Annotated in this window: 22 protein-coding genes; 10 read left to right on the top strand and 12 right to left on the bottom strand. The window is 59.9% G+C overall.

Translation table 11 applies throughout. The features are described 5' to 3' along the window. The first annotated feature begins 1 nt into the window (after position 1). The 8 genes from Q1A51_RS12265 (at position 2) to Q1A51_RS12230 (ending at position 6,459) form a co-directional block, all read left to right on the top strand. The gene (locus Q1A51_RS12265; protein WP_299605332.1) at positions 2-976 is read left to right on the top strand and encodes an ABC transporter permease; all 975 of its coding nucleotides are present in this window, start codon (positions 2-4) and stop codon (positions 974-976) included. After that, positions 973-1,839, top strand: coding sequence for an ABC transporter permease (locus Q1A51_RS12260; RefSeq protein ID WP_299605335.1), 867 nt, complete (start codon positions 973-975; stop codon positions 1,837-1,839). Before Q1A51_RS12265 ends, Q1A51_RS12260 begins: the two co-directional genes overlap by 4 nt. After that, positions 1,836-3,470: an ABC transporter ATP-binding protein gene (locus Q1A51_RS12255; RefSeq protein ID WP_299605338.1), complete on the top strand. Its 1,635-nt coding sequence runs from the start codon at positions 1,836-1,838 to the stop codon at positions 3,468-3,470. The genes Q1A51_RS12260 and Q1A51_RS12255 overlap by 4 nt, the downstream gene beginning before the upstream one ends. Positions 3,471-3,605: 135 nt before the next feature. Then, on the top strand, positions 3,606-4,037 hold the full coding sequence (locus Q1A51_RS12250) for a hypothetical protein (RefSeq protein WP_299605340.1): 432 nt from the start codon (positions 3,606-3,608) through the stop codon (positions 4,035-4,037). After that, positions 4,037-4,690, top strand: coding sequence for a MotA/TolQ/ExbB proton channel family protein (locus Q1A51_RS12245; RefSeq protein ID WP_299605342.1), 654 nt, complete (start codon positions 4,037-4,039; stop codon positions 4,688-4,690). Before Q1A51_RS12250 ends, Q1A51_RS12245 begins: the two co-directional genes overlap by 1 nt. After that, a complete protein-coding gene (locus tag Q1A51_RS12240) occupies positions 4,683-5,069 on the top strand; it encodes a biopolymer transporter ExbD (RefSeq protein ID WP_299605344.1) in 387 nt (128 codons plus the stop codon). The genes Q1A51_RS12245 and Q1A51_RS12240 overlap by 8 nt, the downstream gene beginning before the upstream one ends. Continuing rightward, positions 5,069-5,455 carry a biopolymer transporter ExbD gene (locus Q1A51_RS12235; protein ID WP_299605347.1) on the top strand — a complete coding sequence of 129 codons (387 nt, stop codon included), beginning with the start codon at positions 5,069-5,071 and terminating at the stop codon, positions 5,453-5,455. The genes Q1A51_RS12240 and Q1A51_RS12235 overlap by 1 nt, the downstream gene beginning before the upstream one ends. 38 nt (positions 5,456-5,493) lie before the next feature. Beyond that, on the top strand, positions 5,494-6,459 hold the full coding sequence (locus tag Q1A51_RS12230) for an energy transducer TonB (RefSeq protein WP_299605349.1): 966 nt from the start codon (positions 5,494-5,496) through the stop codon (positions 6,457-6,459). A 36-nt stretch (positions 6,460-6,495) separates the two neighbouring features. Here the strand turns inward: Q1A51_RS12230 and Q1A51_RS12225 are convergent, their stop codons facing one another. From Q1A51_RS12225 to Q1A51_RS12180, 10 genes are all read right to left on the bottom strand, one after another. Beyond that, positions 6,496-7,632, bottom strand: a complete 1,137-nt coding sequence (locus tag Q1A51_RS12225; RefSeq protein WP_299605351.1) for an ABC transporter permease — start codon at positions 7,630-7,632, stop codon at positions 6,496-6,498. 71 nt (positions 7,633-7,703) lie between these two features. Next, positions 7,704-8,846, bottom strand: coding sequence for an FtsX-like permease family protein (locus tag Q1A51_RS12220; RefSeq protein WP_299605353.1), 1,143 nt, complete (start codon positions 8,844-8,846; stop codon positions 7,704-7,706). After that, entirely contained in the window at positions 8,843-9,553 is a 711-nt protein-coding gene (locus Q1A51_RS12215; protein WP_299605356.1) for an ABC transporter ATP-binding protein, read from the bottom strand. The genes Q1A51_RS12220 and Q1A51_RS12215 overlap by 4 nt, the downstream gene beginning before the upstream one ends. Continuing rightward, a complete protein-coding gene (locus Q1A51_RS12210) occupies positions 9,553-10,641 on the bottom strand; it encodes an efflux RND transporter periplasmic adaptor subunit (RefSeq protein ID WP_299605359.1) in 1,089 nt (362 codons plus the stop codon). The genes Q1A51_RS12215 and Q1A51_RS12210 overlap by 1 nt, the downstream gene beginning before the upstream one ends. Before the next feature lie 90 nt (positions 10,642-10,731). Continuing rightward, the gene (locus Q1A51_RS12205) at positions 10,732-11,772 is read right to left on the bottom strand and encodes an AraC family transcriptional regulator (protein WP_299605361.1); all 1,041 of its coding nucleotides are present in this window, start codon (positions 11,770-11,772) and stop codon (positions 10,732-10,734) included. A 126-nt stretch (positions 11,773-11,898) separates the two neighbouring features. After that, complete coding sequence (locus tag Q1A51_RS12200; protein ID WP_299605364.1) at positions 11,899-13,791, bottom strand: serine hydrolase domain-containing protein; 1,893 nt, start codon at positions 13,789-13,791, stop codon at positions 11,899-11,901. Between the two features lie 170 nt (positions 13,792-13,961). After that, on the bottom strand, positions 13,962-14,285 hold the full coding sequence (locus Q1A51_RS12195; RefSeq protein WP_299605366.1) for an antibiotic biosynthesis monooxygenase: 324 nt from the start codon (positions 14,283-14,285) through the stop codon (positions 13,962-13,964). Between the two features lie 11 nt (positions 14,286-14,296). Further along, the gene (locus Q1A51_RS12190) at positions 14,297-15,367 is read right to left on the bottom strand and encodes a DUF1513 domain-containing protein (RefSeq protein ID WP_299605368.1); all 1,071 of its coding nucleotides are present in this window, start codon (positions 15,365-15,367) and stop codon (positions 14,297-14,299) included. After that, positions 15,367-16,335: an imelysin family protein gene (locus tag Q1A51_RS12185; RefSeq protein WP_299605370.1), complete on the bottom strand. Its 969-nt coding sequence runs from the start codon at positions 16,333-16,335 to the stop codon at positions 15,367-15,369. Before Q1A51_RS12185 ends, Q1A51_RS12190 begins: the two co-directional genes overlap by 1 nt. Position 16,336: 1 nt before the next feature. Beyond that, complete coding sequence (locus Q1A51_RS12180; RefSeq protein WP_299605372.1) at positions 16,337-17,860, bottom strand: di-heme oxidoredictase family protein; 1,524 nt, start codon at positions 17,858-17,860, stop codon at positions 16,337-16,339. 73 nt (positions 17,861-17,933) lie between these two features. On the opposite strand from Q1A51_RS12180, the gene Q1A51_RS12175 reads away from it, so the two are divergent. Both Q1A51_RS12175 and Q1A51_RS12170 read left to right on the top strand, forming a co-directional pair. Then, the gene (locus Q1A51_RS12175; RefSeq protein ID WP_299206114.1) at positions 17,934-18,356 is read left to right on the top strand and encodes a hypothetical protein; all 423 of its coding nucleotides are present in this window, start codon (positions 17,934-17,936) and stop codon (positions 18,354-18,356) included. A 106-nt stretch (positions 18,357-18,462) separates the two neighbouring features. Then, positions 18,463-18,933, top strand: a complete 471-nt coding sequence (locus Q1A51_RS12170) for a DNA starvation/stationary phase protection protein (protein ID WP_299206116.1) — start codon at positions 18,463-18,465, stop codon at positions 18,931-18,933. 157 nt (positions 18,934-19,090) lie between these two features. Here Q1A51_RS12170 and Q1A51_RS12165 read toward each other — a convergent pair whose 3' ends face one another. Next, positions 19,091-19,387, bottom strand: a complete 297-nt coding sequence (locus Q1A51_RS12165; RefSeq protein ID WP_299605375.1) for a hypothetical protein — start codon at positions 19,385-19,387, stop codon at positions 19,091-19,093. A gap of 23 nt (positions 19,388-19,410) precedes the next feature. Further along, on the bottom strand, positions 19,411-19,668 hold the full coding sequence (locus Q1A51_RS12160; protein WP_299605377.1) for a DUF1289 domain-containing protein: 258 nt from the start codon (positions 19,666-19,668) through the stop codon (positions 19,411-19,413). Positions 19,669-19,738 lie beyond the last annotated feature (70 nt).

Raw genomic sequence — 19,738 nt, 5'->3', positions numbered from 1 at the left:
CATGGGATTTCTGGTCGTACTGGCGCAACGCACCCTTTACGGGTTGCTGCTGTTGCTAGCTGTCCTGGTGCTGAATTTCACCATGATCAATCTGGCACCGGGCGATGTGGTTGATACGATTGCCGCCGATATGGGCGGGGCCAGTGCCGAGCTGGTGGCTCAAATCCGGGCCGAGTACGGGTTGGATCAACCCGTTATCGTGCAGTTGGGCAACTACATCTGGCGGGTGTTCCAGTTCGATCTGGGCCAATCGTATTTCTACAATCGCCCCGTGACCGAGATGATCTTTGAGCGTTTGCCCGCCACGTTGCTGCTGGTGTTTTCCGCGCAGATCTTTGCGCTTGTGGTGGGCATTCTGTTGGGCGTGTTCGCGGCGCAGCGGCCCAACGGTATCCTGAGCCATATTGTGACGCTCTTTGCGCTGTTCGGCTATGCCGCGCCTGTGTTCTGGACGGGTATCCTGCTGCTGATTGCCTTTTCGCTGAAAGTCCCGCTCTTTCCCGTCGCAGGGATGCGGGACGTGACGGTTGAAGGTTTCTTTCCCCAAGTGCTGTCGGTTGCGCACCATCTGGTGCTGCCGATGTTGACGCTTGGGTCGATCTTCATCGCGCTTTATTCCCGCCTGTGCCGCGCCTCGATGCTGGAGGTTCTGGGATCGGACTATGTCCGCACGGCAAAGGCCAAGGGGTTGTCGCCGCGTGACGTGACGATGAAGCACGCGCTCAAGAACGCGCTGCCGCCGGTTGTGACGCTGGCAGGTTTGCAGTTTTCGGCCGTGATCTCGGGCGCCGTGCTGGTCGAAACTGTGTTTTCATGGCCGGGGCTGGGGCAGCTTGCGCTGACCTCGATCCTTGCACGGGACACCCCGACGATTTTGGGTATCCTCTTTTTCTCCGCACTTGTGGTGATTGTTGGCAACCTGCTGACGGACCTTGTGCTGCGCCTGATTGATCCGCGGGTCAGGGGGAAGGCATGAGCGAGCAAACGCAACTCAAGGCTCGGTCGCCCTTTGCCGAAGCGTTCGAGATGTTTCGGCGCAACCATGCGGCGGTGGCGGGGCTGGTTATTCTGCTGGCGATCGTTGCCATCGCCCTTCTTGGGCCGGTGCTCTATCCCGGCAACCCGTTTGACATGGTCTGGGCTCCGTTCACCCCGCCTGGGACAGAAGGGTATCTGTTTGGCACCGACTACCTTGGGCGGGACCTGTTGTCCCTACTCATCCACGGTGCGCGGGTGTCGCTGACGGTTGGCCTTGCCGCTGCCTTTGTCACCGTCACCATCGGCATCACCATTGGCGCGCTTGCCGGGTTCTATCGCGGTTGGGTCGAAGAAGTGTTGATGCGCCTGACCGAGTTTTTTCAGGTCCTGCCGACGCTTTTGTTTTCCATGGTCATTGTTGCGCTGTTTGGCGCGTCGCTGATGATGATCACCATTGCCATTGGCCTTGTCAGCTGGCCTGCCGTGGCGCGGATCACACGGGCGGAGTTTTTGCGCATCCGCGAGCTGGAATATGTCACCGCCGCCCGCGCCGGGGGCGTGCGCAATGGCGGGTTGATGTTCCGGGTGATCCTGCCCAACGCGCTGCCACCCATCATCGTGCAGGCGGCCCTCATGGTTGGTTCGGCCATCCTGTTCGAGGCGGGCTTGAGCTTTCTGGGTCTGACTGACCCGAATGTCGCCAGTTGGGGCCAGATCATCGGGTCGAACCGGCAGTATATCCTCGACGCCAGCTACACCGTCACCGTGCCGGGCATCGCCATTTTTATTACCGTTCTGGCCATCAGTCTTGTGGGTGACGGCCTGAACGACGCCCTGAACCCAAAGCTGAGGGAACGATGAGCGCACCGCTTCTTTCTGTCGAAAACCTGCGCATCGAGCTGGCCACTCGGGGCGGAATGGTGCCGGTTGTCGATGATCTGTCGCTTTGGCTGAACCCCGGTGAGACCCTGAGCATTGTGGGCGAATCCGGCAGCGGCAAATCGATGACTGCGCTTGCGGTTATGGGGCTGCTGCCGCGCATTGGCCGTGTCGCCGCGGGCCGGATCATGTTCGAAGGTCAGGACATGACGCAGATGGAAGACGCCAACCTGCGTCGCATCCGGGGCAACCAGATCGGCATGATTTTTCAGGAGCCGATGACATCGCTCAACCCGGTCTATACCGTAGGAGAGCAGATTGCAGAGGTGCTGCGCCATCACCAGAACCAAGGCGTTGCGCAGGCCTGGGCCAATGCTGTTGATCTGCTGGATGCGGTGCGCATTCCCAACGCCAAGGGCCGTGCCGGCACCTATCCGCACGAGATGTCCGGCGGGCAGCGCCAGCGGGTGATGATTGCCATGGCGCTGGCCTGTCGGCCCAAGATCCTGATCGCGGATGAGCCAACCACGGCCCTGGATGTGACTGTGCAGGCCGAAATCTTTGACTTGATGCGCGAGCTGGCGAAGGAGACCCAGACTGCGACGATCCTGATCACCCATGACATGGGTGTGGTCGCCGAAATGGCTGATCGGGTGGTTGTCATGCTCAAGGGTGAAAAGGTCGAGGATGGCACTGTCGCCAACCTGATCAACCGCCCGCAGCACGCATACACGAGGTCGCTGATCGCCAGCGTGCCGCATCTGACGCCGGAAACGCGCGACCTGAACGAACAGAAGGCAGAGGTTGAGCAGCCCCTTCTGAGTGTCCGCGACCTGACCGTGCAGTTCCCCGTGAAGAAACGCTGGGGCAAGCGCGAGATGTTCACCGCTGTGAACGGCATCAGCTTTGATGTGGAGCGGGGCAAAACGCTGGCCATCGTGGGGGAGAGTGGGTCGGGCAAGACCACGGCAGCCCTTGCGGTGGCGCGGTTGGTGGCGGCGCAGGCTGGGCAGGTGACTCTGGATGGCACGGACATGCTGTCGCTTGAGGGCGAGGCGTTGCGCCGGGCGCGCACGAATGTGCAGGTGATCTTTCAAGATCCCTATTCGTCGCTCAACCCGCGCCTGCGTGCGGGCGCTATCGTGCGCGAACCGATGGACAATCTGGGCAATTTGCCCGCTGCGCAACGCGATGCGCGGGTGGCGGAGTTGTTTGAACAGGTGGGGCTGGAGCGCGAGCAGATGCACCTGTTTCCGCACCAGTTCTCGGGTGGGCAGCGGCAACGGATCAGCATTGCGCGGGCGCTTTCCACCAACCCCAGTCTGATCATCTGCGACGAGGCGGTGTCCGCCCTTGATGTGATCATACAGGCTCAGATTCTGGATCTGCTGCACGACCTGCAAAGAGATCTCGGCCTGACCTATCTTTTCATTAGTCATGACCTCGGCGTGGTACAGCAGATGTGTGACGACGTGGCGGTCATGTATATGGGCGATATCGTTGAATACGGTACGCGCAACGCGGTGTTTGCATCGCCGCAGCAGGACTACACGCGGAACCTGCTTGCCGCCGTTCCATCTGTGGAGAGTGTAAGAGAACATCCGGCGCAGTGACTGGTTGCAAACGTCCTACCCGCCGAGTGCTTTAATCAGGTATTGCGATACGGCCATATTAGTGGTTTTAAGACCGTAACCCGGGTCCCCAGCCGCTTGCCAGGTCAGCCCTTACTCTCGACCGAGGAGCATGACATGGGGACAACGTTTGCACGTCTTTTTGCATTGATCTTGATACTGGCGCCCACGGCGGTTGCTGCCCAAGAGACCGATGTGACCGGCAAGGTGGCCGTCGAGTTGAACACCGTATCGGACGGGGAGGGGACCTGTACCCTGACCTTCATGGTCACCAACGGCCATCCTGTTGATATCGACAAGCTTGTCTATGAAACCGTGCTGTTTGATGCCGCCGGTCGCGTGGACCGATTGACCCTGTTCGACTTCGGAGCCTTGCCGGTGGGTCGCCCGCGTGTCCGCCAATTTGCCGTGCCGGAATTGTCCTGCGAGGGCTTGGGTCGCGTGCTGTTCAATGGTCTGCATACCTGCACGGCCGAGGGTCTGGCGCAGGGCGACTGCGCCAAAGGCCTGCTGCCGTCGAGCCGGGTCGAGATCGAGGTGCTGGGCTGATGTTGGATGCGATTTTTGCACAATTGATGGCCGTGTTCGATCTGGGCGGCCCCGTGGTTATGGTGCTGATCGGGGTGTCGGTCGTCACCCTCGCTGTTGTTCTCTACAAACTGTGGCAGTTTTCGGTGGCGCATGTCGGTCACCATGCGGCGTTGCGCACGGCTGTGGCGGCTTGGGACGCAGGCGATCGGACAAGTGCGCGGACGGCGCTTGAGCAATCAAAGAGTTATCTGGCACCCGTTGTGGCCGCAGCATTTGAAGGGCGTGACAAGGACCGTCTGCTGGCCATGGCGGAGGAGCGTTTTTCCCAGTTGGAGAGGGGATTCCGATACTTGGATTCTGTGGCACAACTGGCCCCTCTTCTGGGGCTGTTTGGTACTGTTCTGGGGATGATCGAGGCGTTCCAGTCGTTGCAGGCCGCGGGGGCACAGGTGGACCCCTCTATTCTTGCGGGTGGGATATGGGTGGCGCTTTTGACCACGGCTGTCGGGCTGGTCGTCGCTATGCCGACAGCACTGTTGCTGTCCTGGTTTGAGGCGCGGATGGAGGCGGAGCGGGTTGTGGCCGACACCTTTGTTCTGACGGCTCTTGCTCCTGCCAATCGGGCGGGTGCATCCGACCCGGGCGCGAACATGATGCCCGCCCATGGCTAGAACGCGACGGGTGCGGCGGTTGTCGATGACGTCGCTGATCGACGTGATCTTTCTGTTGCTGCTGTTCTTTATGCTTACGTCGACCTTTTCGAAATTTGCGGAGGTCGAGTTGACTGCCGGAGGGCCAGGGCAGGCTGCAGCACCCGCAGACGTGCCGCCGCTGTTTTTGCAGGTCGGTGAGGAGATGTTGGCGCTGAATGGTGAACGTGTCGGGATCGCGCTGCTGGAAGCATCGTTGCGTGACACTGTGCCTGCGGCAGAGGTGCAGCCACTGATTGTCAGCTTGCAGGGTGGGGTGACGGCACAGCGGCTGACCGATGTGCTGGTTGTCCTGCGTGCCGTTCAAGGATTGCGCGTCACCGTGTTGGGGGATGCGTGATGCGTGGGCGTGCGCCAAGGTCAAGGCGAGAGCCGACCATTGCCCTGATCAACATCGTGTTCCTGATGCTGGTGTTTTTCATGGTCGCAGGCACGTTGGCACCGCCGTTGGATCGGGACATGACCCTTGTCAGGACCGCCGATCTTGAGGGGCGGCCCCCATCGGATGCGCTGGTCATTCGCGCCGATGGGACTTTGAGTTTCCGTGGCACTGATCAAGCGGATGCAGAGATTTATGTGTCCGGGCTTGACCCCGAAGCGCGGGACGAGGTGCGCATTGTGCCGGACCGCACGCTGCCCGCCGCTCAACTGGTCGCTCTGGGCAGAGATTTGCGCCGTGCCGGTGCTGGAAAGGTGATCATCGTAACTGAACGGGGGCTGGAATGATTGCCGGGTCACGTTCTGTCGCAGTGCTGGCGGTTCTGATGGCTGCCACCCTTCATGTGGGTGGGTTGATTCGTCTGGACCTTATCAAACCTGTCGAAATGGAAGGTGGGCAGACCGGGGCGACCGAGGCGTCACTGGGCAATGCTTTTGCCGATCTGGCCCAGGGCACGTTGACCGGCATCGAAACCACCGATGTGACGGAACCTGTCCCGGTTGAGCAGACAGTGGAGACGGTTGAGCCGACTGAGCAGACGATCAATCAGGCGCCCATCAAAAACATCCGGGTCGCGGAGCCAGATACACGTGTCGAACAGCAAGACGTGGATGACACAATACCCGGCGTCGAGCCAGATCAGGTGACGGCCAGTGCGTCTGCGATTGATGCAGCGCCGGTCCCACAACCCACTCTGCGTGTCGCGCCCTCTGTTTCCGAGACACCGCCCGCGCTGCAACCAGCTGCACCACCCGACACCCTGACCGCGGTAGACCCTGACCGGTTGAATCTGACGCAATCGTTGCGGCCCAAGGTCCGCACCCGTGCCTTTGAAGAGCGCAACAAGCCGGATGATCCGCCGCCAGCGCCGCGTCAGACAACACAGCAGACGGCAAGCCGAACCCCTGATCCCCCTGCGCCGCGTGGCAATCAGGCGCGGACGAACACGCGCGCTGGGGCGGCAGACGGCACGGCGGTGCGTGCGGCACCGCGGGCAACGGGGAACGCGGGAGCAGCGCAGGCAGGCAACGCGGCAGCATCGAACTATCCCGGCGAGATCATGCGAAAGCTGCAACGTGCACGTCGCCCGCGTGTCGGGGATCGTGGTGTGGCCACCGTCAGCTTCCGCATCGCATCGAATGGTGGATTGAGTGCCGTGTCGGTGGCACGCAGCTCCGGCTCTCGCGATCTGGACAACGCGGCCTTGCAGGTGATCCGGGGTGCCGCACCGTTTCCTGTCCCTCCACCGGGCGCGCAGCGGTCGTTCAGCATCCAGATCAAGGGGCGATAATAAGTTCGCAGCGGTTGGTTTGGGAACGACAACGCTTTATCCCCGCGCTCTTAGTGCGGTTGCAACGGGAAGCCGGGCAGCTGCAAATGCGGGTAGAGCCCCGCCGACCCCTCCGATGGCAACGCCCACCAAAGCGGTGATCGTCATCACATCGGCATTAACGACAAATCGGAACGCCATCTGGGCGCCGTTGGCCCCCATCGTGCTGGTTTGCCAGCCGTTCAGTGCCAGCCACGAGAGGGTGAGACCAAGACTGGCACCAACCGCAGAGAGAAGGAACGCTTCCAGCCAGGTAGAGAAAAAAGCAGAAAAGCGATTGAAACCCAGCGCACGAACCGTAGCGATTTCGACCGTCCGATCCGACAGCGAGCTCATCATGGTGTTGAGCGCGCCCGCGGTGGCACCGATCGCCATCAACAACGAAATGGGCCAGCCGAACATTCGGATCAGTTGGGCGGTTGCCTCGGATTGCCCGGCGTAAAGATCGGCTTCGGTGAAGGCCATGAGCTGTGCGTCGGCAAACTCGGACATGGACAATTTGAGCCTGTCGATTGCGGTAGGTTCGGTCAGCTTCAGCCGCAGGCTTTGCACCTCTCCCACGCGGTTGAACGCCGAAGCGACCGCGTCGAAACCTCCCCAGATCTCGGACTCGAATGCACTTCCACCGGCGGAAAAATGGCCGACCACCGTCCAGACGACCGGGCCCAGCCGGATGTCGTTTCCGATGTCGAGGCCCGGATATTTTGTTGCCAGTTGTTCCCCCACCAGAATCTCGCGCGCGCCTGATGATACGAGGCGACCTGATGAAAGCGTCACGCCCGATCGGATCGTCAGACCAGAGGCCTCCATTCCGCGGAGCGCCAGCGTCGTTCCCGCTGTGTCGAGCTGCGTGCGATACTCAACCGGGACCACAAGTTCACGTGACAGGATTGGTGTGCCTGAAGCATTCCGCAGGACGCCGATGTCATTGCCTTTTGCCATGATGGACCGTGCGATATCAGGAGGGATTTCGGAGTTCACTTCCTCGCGCGTGCCGCCGCCCAGGATAACGGCAACGTCGGGTGATCCGGCGCTTTGGAGCGTGATTTCAAAACCGCGCGCCATGGACAGGAAACCGCTCAGGACGCACACGACCAGCATGATTGATCCGACCATTGAGAGCGAGATGGCCATGCGCCGAGGCACACTGAGCAACGTGGCCCGGCTCATTGCCATGGTTTGTCGTATGGAAGCCATCATTGGTGTTACCTCGTTCTGAAAGCTGACAGGATTGGCGTGCGCATGGCCGAAAGTGCCGGAAGTGCTCCGGAGGTAAGACCAAGCAGGAAAATCAGTGCAAAGGCCCGGAGGGCTACATTTGTGTCCAGAACCAGCCCAAGCGCGGGTGGGGCGGCAAGGCTGGCCAGCTTGGCCAGGCAAATGCCGATCGTGCCGCCGACCAGGAACACGAAGAGCGCTTCGGCAAGAACCATCATCATGATCCGGGATGACCGAAACCCCAGAACCTTCAAAACGCCGATTTCAAAGCGGCGCTCGCGGAGCGCAAAAACCAACGTGTTTACGACAATCATCAAGAGCGTCACGAATGAGACGCTGACAACCAGCGTGACCACGCGTTTGACATCGGCGTATTGGCTGAGGAACGCGCTCAGAAACTGCTTTTCGGACAGCGTGCGCGTGGGCGCCGCCGAATTGGCAAAAAGCGCATCGATCCGCGGCGCCAGTTGCTGTGGGGAGACATCCGGTTCAGGGCGCAGCGCGAAGGTGGATACTGTATCCCTGTTTTTGCCTCGTGCGTTGTTGATGTAATCATACTGGGCGAGGATGAAGTAGGTGTCGGTGCTGGGGCTTTTGCCATCGAATATGCCCGCAATTTCGAAACGCCAGTCTCGGCTTCCATCGGCTTTTCTGGTGCGAAAGGCCGTCACGGTCAGTGTGTCGTCGATGCTCCAACCCTGTGCTTGGGCCAGTGCGCGGCCAACAAGAACCTTGTCGCGCCCATCATCGAGCGCATCGACCATAGCGTTTGTCAGCCCGAGTTCTTTGCCGCTGACTGCAAGTAACTTGTCCGGGTTGCCCGCGCTGACTGCCACGACGTTGCGTGCGTCGCCCACACTGCCGCGCAGGCGCGTTATTGGGCTGACCGCGGCAACGCCCTGCAGTTCAGTGATCCGAGGTAAGTATGCCAGCGGCAAGGGTTGTGCCCGACCAGCAGCATTCATCACGCCAAGAAGATCATCGCTGGCGGCGGCTGTACCCTGTGATCCGGCGATGAAGCTGGCTGTCAGCCCGTAGATCAGGAAAGCCATGGCGACGGAAACGATCAGAAGACTGCCTCGCAGCGGTTTGCGCACCGCGCTTTTTCGGATGAGGCCAAGAAAAGTCATGCTGCCACCTGCTCGTTTTCGACAAAGACTCCTTTGTCCAGATGCAGTGTCCGATTGGCGGCGTTGGCCGCTTCGGGATCATGGGTCACCATGACAATGGTCTTGCCCAATTCGCGGTTCAGATACCCGAGCATGGCCAGAACGTCGTCGGCGGATTTGCGGTCGAGATCTCCGGTTGGTTCGTCACAGAGCAGGAGGCTTGGGTCGGCCACGATGGCGCGGGCGATGCTGACGCGCTGCTGTTGACCGCCCGACATCCGCGTGGGGTTCTGTTTGCCACGTCCGCCGAGACCAACCAGGTCGAGCACCTTGGCGACCCGCTCACGCCGCACGGATGCAGGGATCGGCTTGAGCAGCAGCGGCAGTTCGACATTCTCCGCCGCCGTGAGCATCGGCAACAGGTTGTAGAACTGGAACACGATCCCGAGGTGATGCGCGCGCCAGGCTGCGCGAGCCGCCTCGCCCATGTGGTCCAGTCTTTGGCCGGCGATTTGAATGTCGCCGGTGTCGGCGTGGTCGATGCCGGCAAGCAAATTGAGAAGTGTTGATTTGCCGGAGCCGGAAGGGCCCATCACGGCAACGAAATCGCCACCTTGGATGGTCATGTCGAGATTTGTGAAAATTGGTAAGCTCTCATTGCCGGTTCGGTAGGTTTTGCTGACGCCGCTGAGGGCAATGAACGGGCTTTCGGTTTTTAATGTCGTCATCAGTTTCTGGCTCCGGTTTCTTGTGTGTCGTGCGAGGAGGAAGGGGACAGCGCAATGCGGATGCGGGCGGCCATGCCGGGCCGGATACCCGGCGGCGGCGCGATGGGTGCAAGTCGCAGCGCGACAGTTCCTCTGGCTGCGTTCACGTATGGTGCGACCCGGTGGAGTTCGAAGTTGAAGGTGTGATCTGGAAAGGCGTCCAGCACAGCCTCGCCAACGAGGTTCGCCTGAAGGCGTCCGATTGCCTTTTCGGCCACATCAGCATCGATCGCCAAGGTGTCGAGCCGGGCAATTATCATCAGACCGATCCCGTCGTGGATCGCGTCAACGCGGTCGAGCACTGCGTCGCCGACATGCGCCGAGAGTTGGGTCACCGTGCCCGGGATCGGCGCGCGCACGGTTAGGTCGGCAACCCTGTCTTCGGCGATTTGTAGCGCCAGCTCCGCGTCGTCGAGCGTGGCCTTGGCCTGCTCGACAGAGTTGGCTGCGATGAGGAAGGCATGTTCTGCGTCTTCAAGTCGTTCGCTAGCGATCACCCCTCGTTGGCGCAACTCCGTCCGCCGGTTCAAAATGTTCTTGGCCTGCGCCTCGGATATGCGTGCGGCTGCAAGCGTCAGCTTCGCTTCAGTGTGCGCGAGCTGTGCCTCTTGGGCGGCGAAGCGGACACCGGACTCTTCGACCAGAAGCAAAGCTTGCCCTGCAACCACGTGATCCCCGGGCTCGACCAGAATGTCGGTGATTGTACCACCGCGTTCGGCGTAGATGACGGCCATGTCCGGGGCGATGACGTAACCTGATCCGGTAATCTCCCGAACCATAGGTGCGGCTACCGAGGGCGAGGCCTCTGACAAAGGTGGAAGTTGTTCTTTCGCTGCCGGCGCGCTTTGGAATGGCGTTTGGGTCCCTTCTGATCGTAGGCCGAAGGCGGCACCGGCCAACAGCAGTGCAGTGCCGGCGAGGACGGCGGCCAATTTCAGAGGAAAGCGCCGGAGCGGTGTTGGCACCATGTCGGGTGATGGGACTGGAGACATTGAAAGCTCTCGCAATGTCTCTGCCATCTGGCGGTTGTGATCGGTGAATGTGTTCATGCCACCAGGATCGGCGGCGTGCTGTTTGTCCGCGACCTAGATCACGATCCGGGACGTTCAAAATCGCGATTTAGTCACTTCAGGTGGCTGTCAGGCTTCAAACTCTTGTTGCAATCCTTTGGCTTTGCGCCACTCCAAAGGGGTCATGCCGGTAACGCGACGGAACTCGCGGTTAAAGTTCGATTTGGTCTGAAACCCGGCGTCGAACATGATTTCTGTTACCGACTTGGTGCCAGATCGTAACTGTTCGCAGGCTTCGCTGATGCGGAAATCATTGACGTATTGCGAAACATTCTTTCCCGTCGTTCGATTGATGGCCCCGGAGATTTGCCGGGCCGGGGTGATCAGCCGTCGTGCGAGCCGATCAAGGTTCAGGTCAGCATCCCGATAAATACGGGTTTTTGTCATCAGCTCTTCGATCTTGTTCATGATCACCGGGTCATCCGGGGCCTCTGGTTCCGGCTGCATCCGAACCGGCGGGGGTGCGTGATCTTCCGGTGCTCGGCCTCTGCTTGCAACAGCACCGGCTATGGAGAGGAAGAGCAAGGTTGCGACATTCCCAACCGAAACCAGTTGCGGCACGTGGCGCGCGTCCATGAAGGCAATATCGAAGGTGATCAGGGTGTCGATCGCTGCCGAGAACAGCAGGACGAGCGCTGCAAAGACCAGAGCGCGGTGAACGGTCCCCACGCCTTCAAGCGCAACCAATCTGAGCGAGTCTTCGCCCGACCGCAGAAGAAGCAGCAGCAGGACTGCGTAGACAATGAACGTGCCGATGATGATGGCATCAAGCGCAAGCGGCCAAGCCAGCATGGAGAGCGAGACGAGCAGCAGTGGAATACCATGAGACGCAACTGTCAGGGTCTTTGCATAAGGGCGTGGCTTGGCGAGATGCAAAGACCCAAAATACACCACTGGGGCCATCACGCTTGCAATGAGGGGCGAGAGAAACCGCAACCACTCAACCCCATAGCCGAAGCGCAGGCCGATGAGAGCGGATTGCATTGCGGCCAAGGCGATGAGTGCAAGAAATGCGAAGTTTGTCGGATGTTCATTGTTCCGCTGCACCACACTGAGGAAGAGGAGCACCAGCAGAAGCGCAACGACAAAAGGCAGCGGGATAAATATCATGGACTCATATCGACCTGATGGCTGTTACATCCTGCATCTGACCGAAAGATGCGCCACACACCGCCATTGGTCTAGGGGCGTGTCATCGTTTGCTTTCTGTTCCAACCGCCAAAGAGTTTTTGATTTTCACCATGTCAGGGCGGCGGTTGGCAAATTCCAAATCCAAGCGGCGAGAAGGGCCCACGCAAAAAGGGGCATAGCAGCGAAGACCACAAACCGCTCCGTTCGCATTGCATTTGCGCTTTGCAGCGGGCGTAGAAGCCATGCTGCGGACCACACAAGGGTCCCCACGGCAGCCGCATAGAGGCAGGTTAGAGTCCAAAGACCGATACCTGCGGAGGCATGAGAAGAAAGGTCTCGACCATTCAGCAGTGGCACCAGGACAACCATGTAAATACCGACGCCCACTATCCAGCCCAAGCCCAACGAGCAAGTCATACCTGTCAGGTGGCTTTTTGAGCGCCACGTTATCACCGCGCCCGCCAAACACAGAAGAGAACCGGCCAAAGCCGCCCACAGCGCTGAGTTTAGTGAGGCTGCGCTGTGCCAAAACCCTGTGCGGTCGAATGTGTGAATCCCGCCGCTAAAGTGAGCGCCGATGACACCGCCGGATACATCGCGTCGAAACCCAAGACGAAAATCGCCTTCTGGCGTTTCGAATTGGTCCTCCGCTATTGCTTGAAACAGGCGGGAATGGTCAAGGCCGGACAAAAGAAGCATATCGTCATCGGCGATTTGTAGGTCCATGCGATGGGAATTGAGGGCATGCAATCGATCCAGACCAGTCTCGTTGCGCCGCGTGGGGATGTAATGACCAGTGAAATCGCGCAGGCAGGCGGTGTCGCAGTCGGAACGCGCCGCAACCGGACGTTCATGCGGTGCAATCACTTCTCTGAGCACACGGCGTGGCAACCTCGTGAGCGCACTGCCACTGGGACCATTTGCGGCAACAAAGAACCCCAGGTCCATGGACGGGACGAGCACCATATTGGTGTGGAACCCAAAATGGCTGCCGCCATGGTGGTAGACCGTGTGACCGGCCCAGCGTTCGGTCCAGTACCCAAGTGCGCGCCCGGAAAACTCTGCAGCGTCCGGCCACGCGGGTTCGTACATCTTATTAATGCTGGTTGAGGTCAGAGCAGGCGTTTCATCGCCGGTGCCTTTCGCCAGCAACAGTTGCATGATCCGGCCCATAGCTTCGGCCGTCAGCGCGAGACCGCCCGAGCTTAGATGTATCGCGTGAAAAGGCGATGGATCGATGGCGACATAGCGACCGGTATCCCAAACATGAAACGGGCTGGTCCCTCGAAGTTCGGATGGCTCATGCATGAAGCGGGCGTTGTCAATTCCCAAAGGGGACAGGATGGTATCGGTAATATATTCTTCGAACGGCTGGCCCGAGACTTGAGCAATGATTTCACCCAGCAAAACGTAGCTGGCATTCGAGTAGGATATGACATCTTCGGGTGGACGAATCTGCCGTGGCAGGATTTTTGAAATCTGTTCAATCGCCGGTGTGTTGCCCTGTTCGCCATGCACCGCGAAATATCCCGAATAGCGTTCTTCCAGCCCCGCTGTATGGCTGAGCAGATGAGCAATTGTAACATCACCGAAACGCTGGTTCAGCTGTAGCCTGGGAAGGTGCCGCGCAATGGGGTCGTCCAAGGAAAGCCGACCGTTGTCTTCCAGTTGCAGGATCGCCAGTGCAGTGAACACCTTGGTGACGGATGCCAGCGGGATGATGTCAGCCTCGGGGCTCATAGAGCGTGCGGTTCTGACATCCGACAGCCTATAGCCACGTGACAGGATGACGTCATCGCCGGAGACGATAACCACCACGGCACCCGCAACGGCGTCCTGATCCAGACCGGTCGTTACGAATCCATCCACAAAGCCTTCCAGCGTTTCCTGCCACTGCTGGTTCGCGGTAGCTGTTCCGGTCGAGCTGGCGCAAACGAGTGCGATCAACAGAAGGCGGTGGACAGCAGACAGAGCATTCTGCCGGAGCTGGTGGATCATGTCACGGAGCCCATTTGTACTGGCGATTTTCGCCGAAAGTATTTGAACAAGGTCGATAGCCACCAATATCGGTGCTGTCTGCGTTTTTTGAAGCGGACCCAAGCACAAAAAGCGATTTATGTTGAGGCAGCTCAAAGCATACGCGGTTGCGTCAAAGCGGACGCGTTTACTTAGGCGTCTGCCGAGATTTCCTGTATCACTGAGAAGCCTTCGAACGTTGGTGCGCCCTCGTGCAGCTTGGCCGTGTTGCCTGCGTCCTTGTGCGCTGCACGGAAGGCGTCTGACCGGGTCCAGGCGCGAAATGTCTCTTCCGATGACCAGACCGTATGCGAGGCGTAGAGCCGTGTGCCGTCTTCGTTTTCGGGTCCTTTGAGCATGTGAAATTCGACAAAGCCATCCATGGTTTTCAGGTGGCTGTCGCGCCCGAGCCAGAGCGCTTCGAATGCCTCTGCTTTATGCTTGGTTACGGTGAAGCGGTTCATGGCGATAAACATGGGCGGCCCTTTCAGATGGCGGTCAGGTGGTTGTCGAAGGCGAGCGTGTATGTCGTGCGGTGTGTGAGCGTGTCACGCGTCAATGTGTGGACCTGGCCGGTGCCGTCCGTCACAAGGCAGGTGTCGTCCGGTGCGGCACACAGCCCGCAGACGTCGTGCATCCGGTACGTGCCAACCTGCTGACCTGTTTGGTCGAATTGAAAAGCCAGACCGCCGCGGGGTGAGGACGCTGCGTAGTGCCCTGTTCCGAAGGCGCTAACGCTGCCGATATATCCGTCCAACTGGTAGAGCATTGTTTCGTCCATATCCGTTGGCTTCAATGTGCCGTTGCCGGTGTAGAGCGCCACCAGAGGGGGTGTGTCGAACGGATCGCCCTGCCATTGGAAGCCACAGACGACAGTTCCGTCGGGAGCTGCCGCGATATGGCGGAGGGAGTTGTGGTGACGGGCCTCTGGCACTTCAGCGAAATCCGTCATCCGTCCGCTCGTGTCAAACAGCGCGAGGTTGGGTCGCATGGTATCGAGGTTGAGCTTGTCTCGTCCTGTTGCGGGATGGGTGCGGATGCCCCCGTTGGCGACGGCGAGCGTGCCGTTTGGCAGGCGCAGGATCTCGTGCGGTCCGATTCCGGCTGATGTGAAATCATCGAGCCGTCTGTAGCCTGCGCTGCAGTCCCAGACGCCGATGCGTCCCTGTCCCGTCGCGATGTCGTTTTCCGGGGTGAAGAGCAGGGTGCCATCGCCGGAGAAGGCGCCGTGCCCGTAGAAGTGCCGCCCTGTCGGTGCGCGCAGGGTTTGGGTGACGTCACCGGTGCTGCAGTCGATCACCTTGGCAAAGGTGCCGGGGCGGCGGGCGATAGCAACGGCTTCGGCCAGGTGGGGATGGGCGGCAGCCGCATGGCCACGGGCGGGCAGGGGGATGCGAAAGGCGATGTCGCCAGCGGCCGTCAGCCCAATAAGCAGGTAGCGCCCCTCGCGATCCATCGCGGCGCTGAGTGCGATCGGGTTGCCCACATCTGCCCATCCGAGCGTGGGTGTGAGCGAGGCCGAGGTCAGCCCGGCAAGGAAGGCGCGACGCGAGGGCATCAGTCTCCGTCGAGCGCGTTGAACCCGGCAGTGATGCCGAGGGGTGTGCCGATCTCGTCAATCACGGCGACCTGTACGGCGCGCACGGCCTGTTGCAGCACCTCGACCTTGAAGCGTTGCTCGGCGTCGGCGACGCCCTGCAGAGCCGGGTCTTCCAGGGCGTCGGCCCGTGCCTGCGCTTCGGCAAAGGCAGCGCTTGTCGCGCCAAGATCGGCGTTGGTCATCGCTGCGGCGAGCCGTTCCAGGGCTGCAAGCTGTAATTCGATATGGCGGAGGGACCGTTCCGAGCGCCGCGCTTCGGCTCGGCTGGGCCGAGGGCGGTCAAACGTTCCAAGGGGGCGACCAAGGCGTTGATCATGCAGGAATTCAAGACCGGTGGACAGGGCCGTGTAGAGGGCGCGTTGCGCCTCCATATCGCTTTGAAAGCGGGCGTTACCGCCGGTGCCTGCGCTCAGCATCTGGTCGGCGAAGGCGGGCCAGGCAGCGTTTAGGCTGTCGGACTTCTGCGCCAGACCCGTGGCGATGGCCTGTGTCAGACGGCACGCGTAATCCGCATCGGGCTGCGGATCGTAGAGCATCCGTTCGAGGGCCGTGAAGCCCTGAGCCGCCGCAGAAACATCGCCAAACGCTTCTGGTTGATCGACGATGGGATCAGCAGCAGTGGTCAAACGTGCGAGCGCTTTGCTGGTGCTGTTCTTGGGGTCGGGCCAAAATGACATGGTGAGTGTAAGCGCCTGATCTTCCAACGGCCCGAAATGGATGTGGCTGATGCTGATCCACGCGTCATACGCGGCGTGAAACGCCGGTTGCAGCGCGTCGGGGGTGCAATCGGCCTGTGCCGCCTCGGCGAGTTTTGCCGTTTCGTCCGCAAGGCGCATGTAGCCGGGCAGGATGTGATCATCCAATGCCGTCTGCACGTCGGCAAAAGCGGGTAGGGCGAGGAAGGGGAGGATCAGGGCAAAGCGCATGTCAGAGGCTTTCAAGGAAACGGATCAAGGCGGCGCGGTCGGGTGGCGGCATGTCGATGACCGTTTGTTTGTGTGGTTTGGCCTCGCCCCCGTGCCAGAGGACCGCTTCAAGCAGGTTGCGGGCGCGCCCGTCGTGTAGGAACAACGTGTGGCCGGACACGGTTTCCGTCAAGCCGACACCCCAAAGCGGCGGTGTGCGCCATTCCTGGCCATTCGCGCGCGCCTCGGGCCGGTTGTCGGCCAGACCGGGGCCCATGTCGTGCAGGAGCAGATCGGTATAGGGCCAGATCAGCTGAAAGCTTTGTTCGGGTTGTCCGTCGAGCCGGTGCGTGACGTGCTTGGGTGTGTGGCAGGAGATGCAGCCGGTATCATAGAACACTTGCTTGCCCCGTAGCACCTGCGGATCATCGATATCGCGGCGCGCGGGCACGCCAAGGTTCGAGGAATAGAACGACACCAGTTCAAGCCCCACATCGCCGATCTCGGCATCGTCGTGCGCCGTTGTATTGCCGTTGGGTGCCGTGCGGCATTTGGTCTGCGCTTCGGTACAGTCGCCGTAACCTGCGGGGTGCAATGTGGTTGAGATACCGATGTCACCGGAAAAAGCGCCTGCCGATTGTTCCCAGACAGAGGGCTTGCCCGCCTTGAGGCCGAACCGCCCCAACATCGGCACATTGTATGCGCTGGACATGACGATTTGGGCCTTGCCCGAGATGCCATCACCATCCGCATCATCGGGATCGGCCATTGCGAGGATATCCGCCGCGGGGATCGCGTCGAGCAGGCCCAGCCCGATCATTTGCGGCGCCACGCGCGGGCTCAGCATCACATCTGGGTGCAGCGGGCCGTAGCCGAGGTTGATCAGGTCATAGGCGGGGTGTCGGAGGGAGGCGGTTTCACCGCCCGAGAGCGCGATGACCTCTTCGGTATAGGTGATTTGCAGCTTTGCCTCGGCATCGACCCCTGCGACCGAGAAATCCTGAATCTGGCCGCCGTAGTTCGGGTCGGGCTGGGTGGTGATGTAGTCTGCAATGTCCTCGAGGGATGCGCCGCCGGGGATTGACACGCGCACGAGCATTGATGTTGCTTTGTCGTCTGGCCCCGCAGGTGGATGACCCCGCCCGTCTTTCAGGTGGCAGCGCTGGCACGACCGCGCGTTGAAGAGTGGCCCTAGCCCGTCGGATGCAAGTGTGGACGAGGGCGAAGACACCCACAGCTTTTTGAACAGGCCGTTGCCGACTTTGAAATCCAGCTCTTTTTCAAAGCTGATATTGCCCGATGGCTGACTGAATGCGTTGCGTGTGTCGCTGACGCGTACAGTCGCGGCCCCGGCCGGATTGTTTTCGAATTGTTCGGCTTTTGTGAAATCGGTGGTGGGTTGCGTGACAGCCGAGATACGCTCGGCCTCGGCCGCTGTTCTTGGAATCACAGGCAGGTGTAAGTCTGTGAGTTCGGCCACTGCACCGGCAGGAAATGTCAAAAGTCCGACAAGTATGGTCGGGAATATGCTTGTGATCTTACTCATAGCTTATAAATATACTCAGGAATTTGTATTGGCGAGGTGATTCCTGCTTCGCACCCTTGGAGAGACCTGCGACATGGTGCCCTTGCGATTGGATATGGTGGCTGAACCGCGGCCCATTCGGCCAGTATCAGCCGAGGCGTTTGCCTTTATCAATCACTTGCGTTTCATGTCCATGTCATGCCGGTCCAAACCGCGCGCCGACTTGTTTGAAGCCTGCGCCTTGTTGCATGTGACCCGCACTGCCTCGCAAGAAGCCCATGCCGAGGCGTTGATGCGATGTTTGAGCCAAGCCCTTGGAAAACCCGCGCGATTGCATACGCCCGGCACGCTTGAGATGTCTTTTGATGAGACGTGGCTGATACAGCTCGGTCAGGCTGTGGTGCGTCGGGATGAGGCAAGCGTCGGCTTTCTGCTGAGGTCCCGCGTGCTGCCGGAACACCGTCGTTTGGTCCGTTTTCTGGTGGGCCGTATTTCAGAGTATTTTTCTCTGAGTTAGAATTGTTCTAAAAACCACTTGCCTATCTGATCTGGGTGCCTAACTAATACTGGGCAAGCCAGCCAGCACCGTGCAAGCCAGCGTCAAAATAAAGAGGATTGTAGGGATGACTCAAACAGCTGTTGCGCTGTCTACTGATGCACGCGCTGCCATTGCCGAAGCGTTGAACCAGTCTGTTGCGGAAACCGCGGTGACGACGATGCTGGCGCAGAATTTCCATTGGAATGTAAAGGGCATGGCCTTTGGCCCGCTGCACGACCTGTTTCAGAAGATTTACGAAGATCATTTTGTTGCGCAGGACGATCTGGCCGAACGTATCCGCGCGATCGATGCGTTTGCCGAGGGTACGCTTGCGGGCATGTTGGCGCGCTCCAAGGTCAAAGAGCATGACGGCCATGCGACCGACAAAGAGATGATCAAGATCATGCAGGAAGCGCAGGAAACCCTGGCTGCAACACTGGCGGGCTGTGGCGAGTTGGCAGCCGAGCATGGCGACACACTGACCGAAGACTTGTGCATTGCGCGCGGTCAGGAGCACGAAAAGTTCGCATGGTTCCTGCGGTCCCATCTGGCGTGATGTGAGCAAGCAGTAATTTTTGAAGCCGTTCCGCTGGGGCGGCTTTTTTCTTGTCACTCAAGGGGTGCCGCCGCCCCGAAGGGTGGGGTGAGTGCCATTTGGTCGACACACACGCTTTTGTCTTCGAATGACGAACCAAGGCGGCAGGCGCCGATGATCATGTCGTAACGCTCGACCTCGGCGCAAGGCGCGTTGGGCGTTTCGAAAACCGCTGACACCGAAGCGCCGGGCGCGACATTGAAAAAGGAAGCGCCCTTGGACCGCCCACTTGTTTGTCGCCGATATAGTTCAGAAAGAACGCGTTGATTTCAGTCAGATGCGCATCACTGTCATTGGTCAGGGCCACGGTGATCGTACAGTAATAGTCGCGTTTGCCGGTGTCCGTGATGGCCAGACTGTAGTCGGCAACGGCAGGGGTAGAGAGAAGGAGACAGGTGGCAGGAAGGCGGAGCATGGCGCGATCCTTGTGTCAGGATGTCAGGCCGCGTCGCGCACCGCCTGAACGGATTTCGCTTTCTTCTTGAGGCATTTGCGCAGGTATTGCGGCACCCAGTGCTTGTACTGGCCGAGCATCTTTTGCTGGGTCACCACCATCTCGACAAAGGCTGCGCGGTGCTTGTCCTTCTTCAACTGCTTGAACATCGATTTCTGCGTCTTGGTCATGGAACAGCCGATACAATGACCTTCGCGTTTGAACTTGCAGACGTCGATGCAGGGGCTTGGGGTCTTGGCCATTCGGTAACCTCGCTGTTGCTGAGCTGAGCTGGGTATTCAGGTCTGGATTTGCAACGCGCGCACCGGAAAC

The organism is uncultured Tateyamaria sp. (genome assembly GCF_947496075.1).
Lineage (GTDB): Bacteria > Pseudomonadota > Alphaproteobacteria > Rhodobacterales > Rhodobacteraceae > Tateyamaria.
Note: the sequence above shows the minus strand (reverse complement) of the source record. Positions and strands in the feature narration are given on the sequence as shown.

Coding starts and splice junctions, on each gene's coding strand:
- Q1A51_RS12265 (WP_299605332.1), top strand. CDS start 2: ATGGGATTTCTGGTCGTACTGGCGCAACGCACCCTTTACGGGTTGCTG.
- Q1A51_RS12260 (WP_299605335.1), top strand. CDS start 973: ATGAGCGAGCAAACGCAACTCAAGGCTCGGTCGCCCTTTGCCGAAGCG.
- Q1A51_RS12255 (WP_299605338.1), top strand. CDS start 1,836: ATGAGCGCACCGCTTCTTTCTGTCGAAAACCTGCGCATCGAGCTGGCC.
- Q1A51_RS12250 (WP_299605340.1), top strand. CDS start 3,606: ATGGGGACAACGTTTGCACGTCTTTTTGCATTGATCTTGATACTGGCG.
- Q1A51_RS12245 (WP_299605342.1), top strand. CDS start 4,037: ATGTTGGATGCGATTTTTGCACAATTGATGGCCGTGTTCGATCTGGGC.
- Q1A51_RS12240 (WP_299605344.1), top strand. CDS start 4,683: ATGGCTAGAACGCGACGGGTGCGGCGGTTGTCGATGACGTCGCTGATC.
- Q1A51_RS12235 (WP_299605347.1), top strand. CDS start 5,069: ATGCGTGGGCGTGCGCCAAGGTCAAGGCGAGAGCCGACCATTGCCCTG.
- Q1A51_RS12230 (WP_299605349.1), top strand. CDS start 5,494: ATGGCTGCCACCCTTCATGTGGGTGGGTTGATTCGTCTGGACCTTATC.
- Q1A51_RS12225 (WP_299605351.1), bottom strand. CDS start 7,632: ATGGCCATCTCGCTCTCAATGGTCGGATCAATCATGCTGGTCGTGTGC.
- Q1A51_RS12220 (WP_299605353.1), bottom strand. CDS start 8,846: ATGACTTTTCTTGGCCTCATCCGAAAAAGCGCGGTGCGCAAACCGCTG.
- Q1A51_RS12215 (WP_299605356.1), bottom strand. CDS start 9,553: ATGACGACATTAAAAACCGAAAGCCCGTTCATTGCCCTCAGCGGCGTC.
- Q1A51_RS12210 (WP_299605359.1), bottom strand. CDS start 10,641: ATGAACACATTCACCGATCACAACCGCCAGATGGCAGAGACATTGCGA.
- Q1A51_RS12205 (WP_299605361.1), bottom strand. CDS start 11,772: ATGATATTTATCCCGCTGCCTTTTGTCGTTGCGCTTCTGCTGGTGCTC.
- Q1A51_RS12200 (WP_299605364.1), bottom strand. CDS start 13,791: ATGATCCACCAGCTCCGGCAGAATGCTCTGTCTGCTGTCCACCGCCTT.
- Q1A51_RS12195 (WP_299605366.1), bottom strand. CDS start 14,285: ATGTTTATCGCCATGAACCGCTTCACCGTAACCAAGCATAAAGCAGAG.
- Q1A51_RS12190 (WP_299605368.1), bottom strand. CDS start 15,367: ATGCCCTCGCGTCGCGCCTTCCTTGCCGGGCTGACCTCGGCCTCGCTC.
- Q1A51_RS12185 (WP_299605370.1), bottom strand. CDS start 16,335: ATGCGCTTTGCCCTGATCCTCCCCTTCCTCGCCCTACCCGCTTTTGCC.
- Q1A51_RS12180 (WP_299605372.1), bottom strand. CDS start 17,860: ATGAGTAAGATCACAAGCATATTCCCGACCATACTTGTCGGACTTTTG.
- Q1A51_RS12175 (WP_299206114.1), top strand. CDS start 17,934: ATGGTGCCCTTGCGATTGGATATGGTGGCTGAACCGCGGCCCATTCGG.
- Q1A51_RS12170 (WP_299206116.1), top strand. CDS start 18,463: ATGACTCAAACAGCTGTTGCGCTGTCTACTGATGCACGCGCTGCCATT.
- Q1A51_RS12165 (WP_299605375.1), bottom strand. CDS start 19,387: ATGCTCCGCCTTCCTGCCACCTGTCTCCTTCTCTCTACCCCTGCCGTT.
- Q1A51_RS12160 (WP_299605377.1), bottom strand. CDS start 19,668: ATGGCCAAGACCCCAAGCCCCTGCATCGACGTCTGCAAGTTCAAACGC.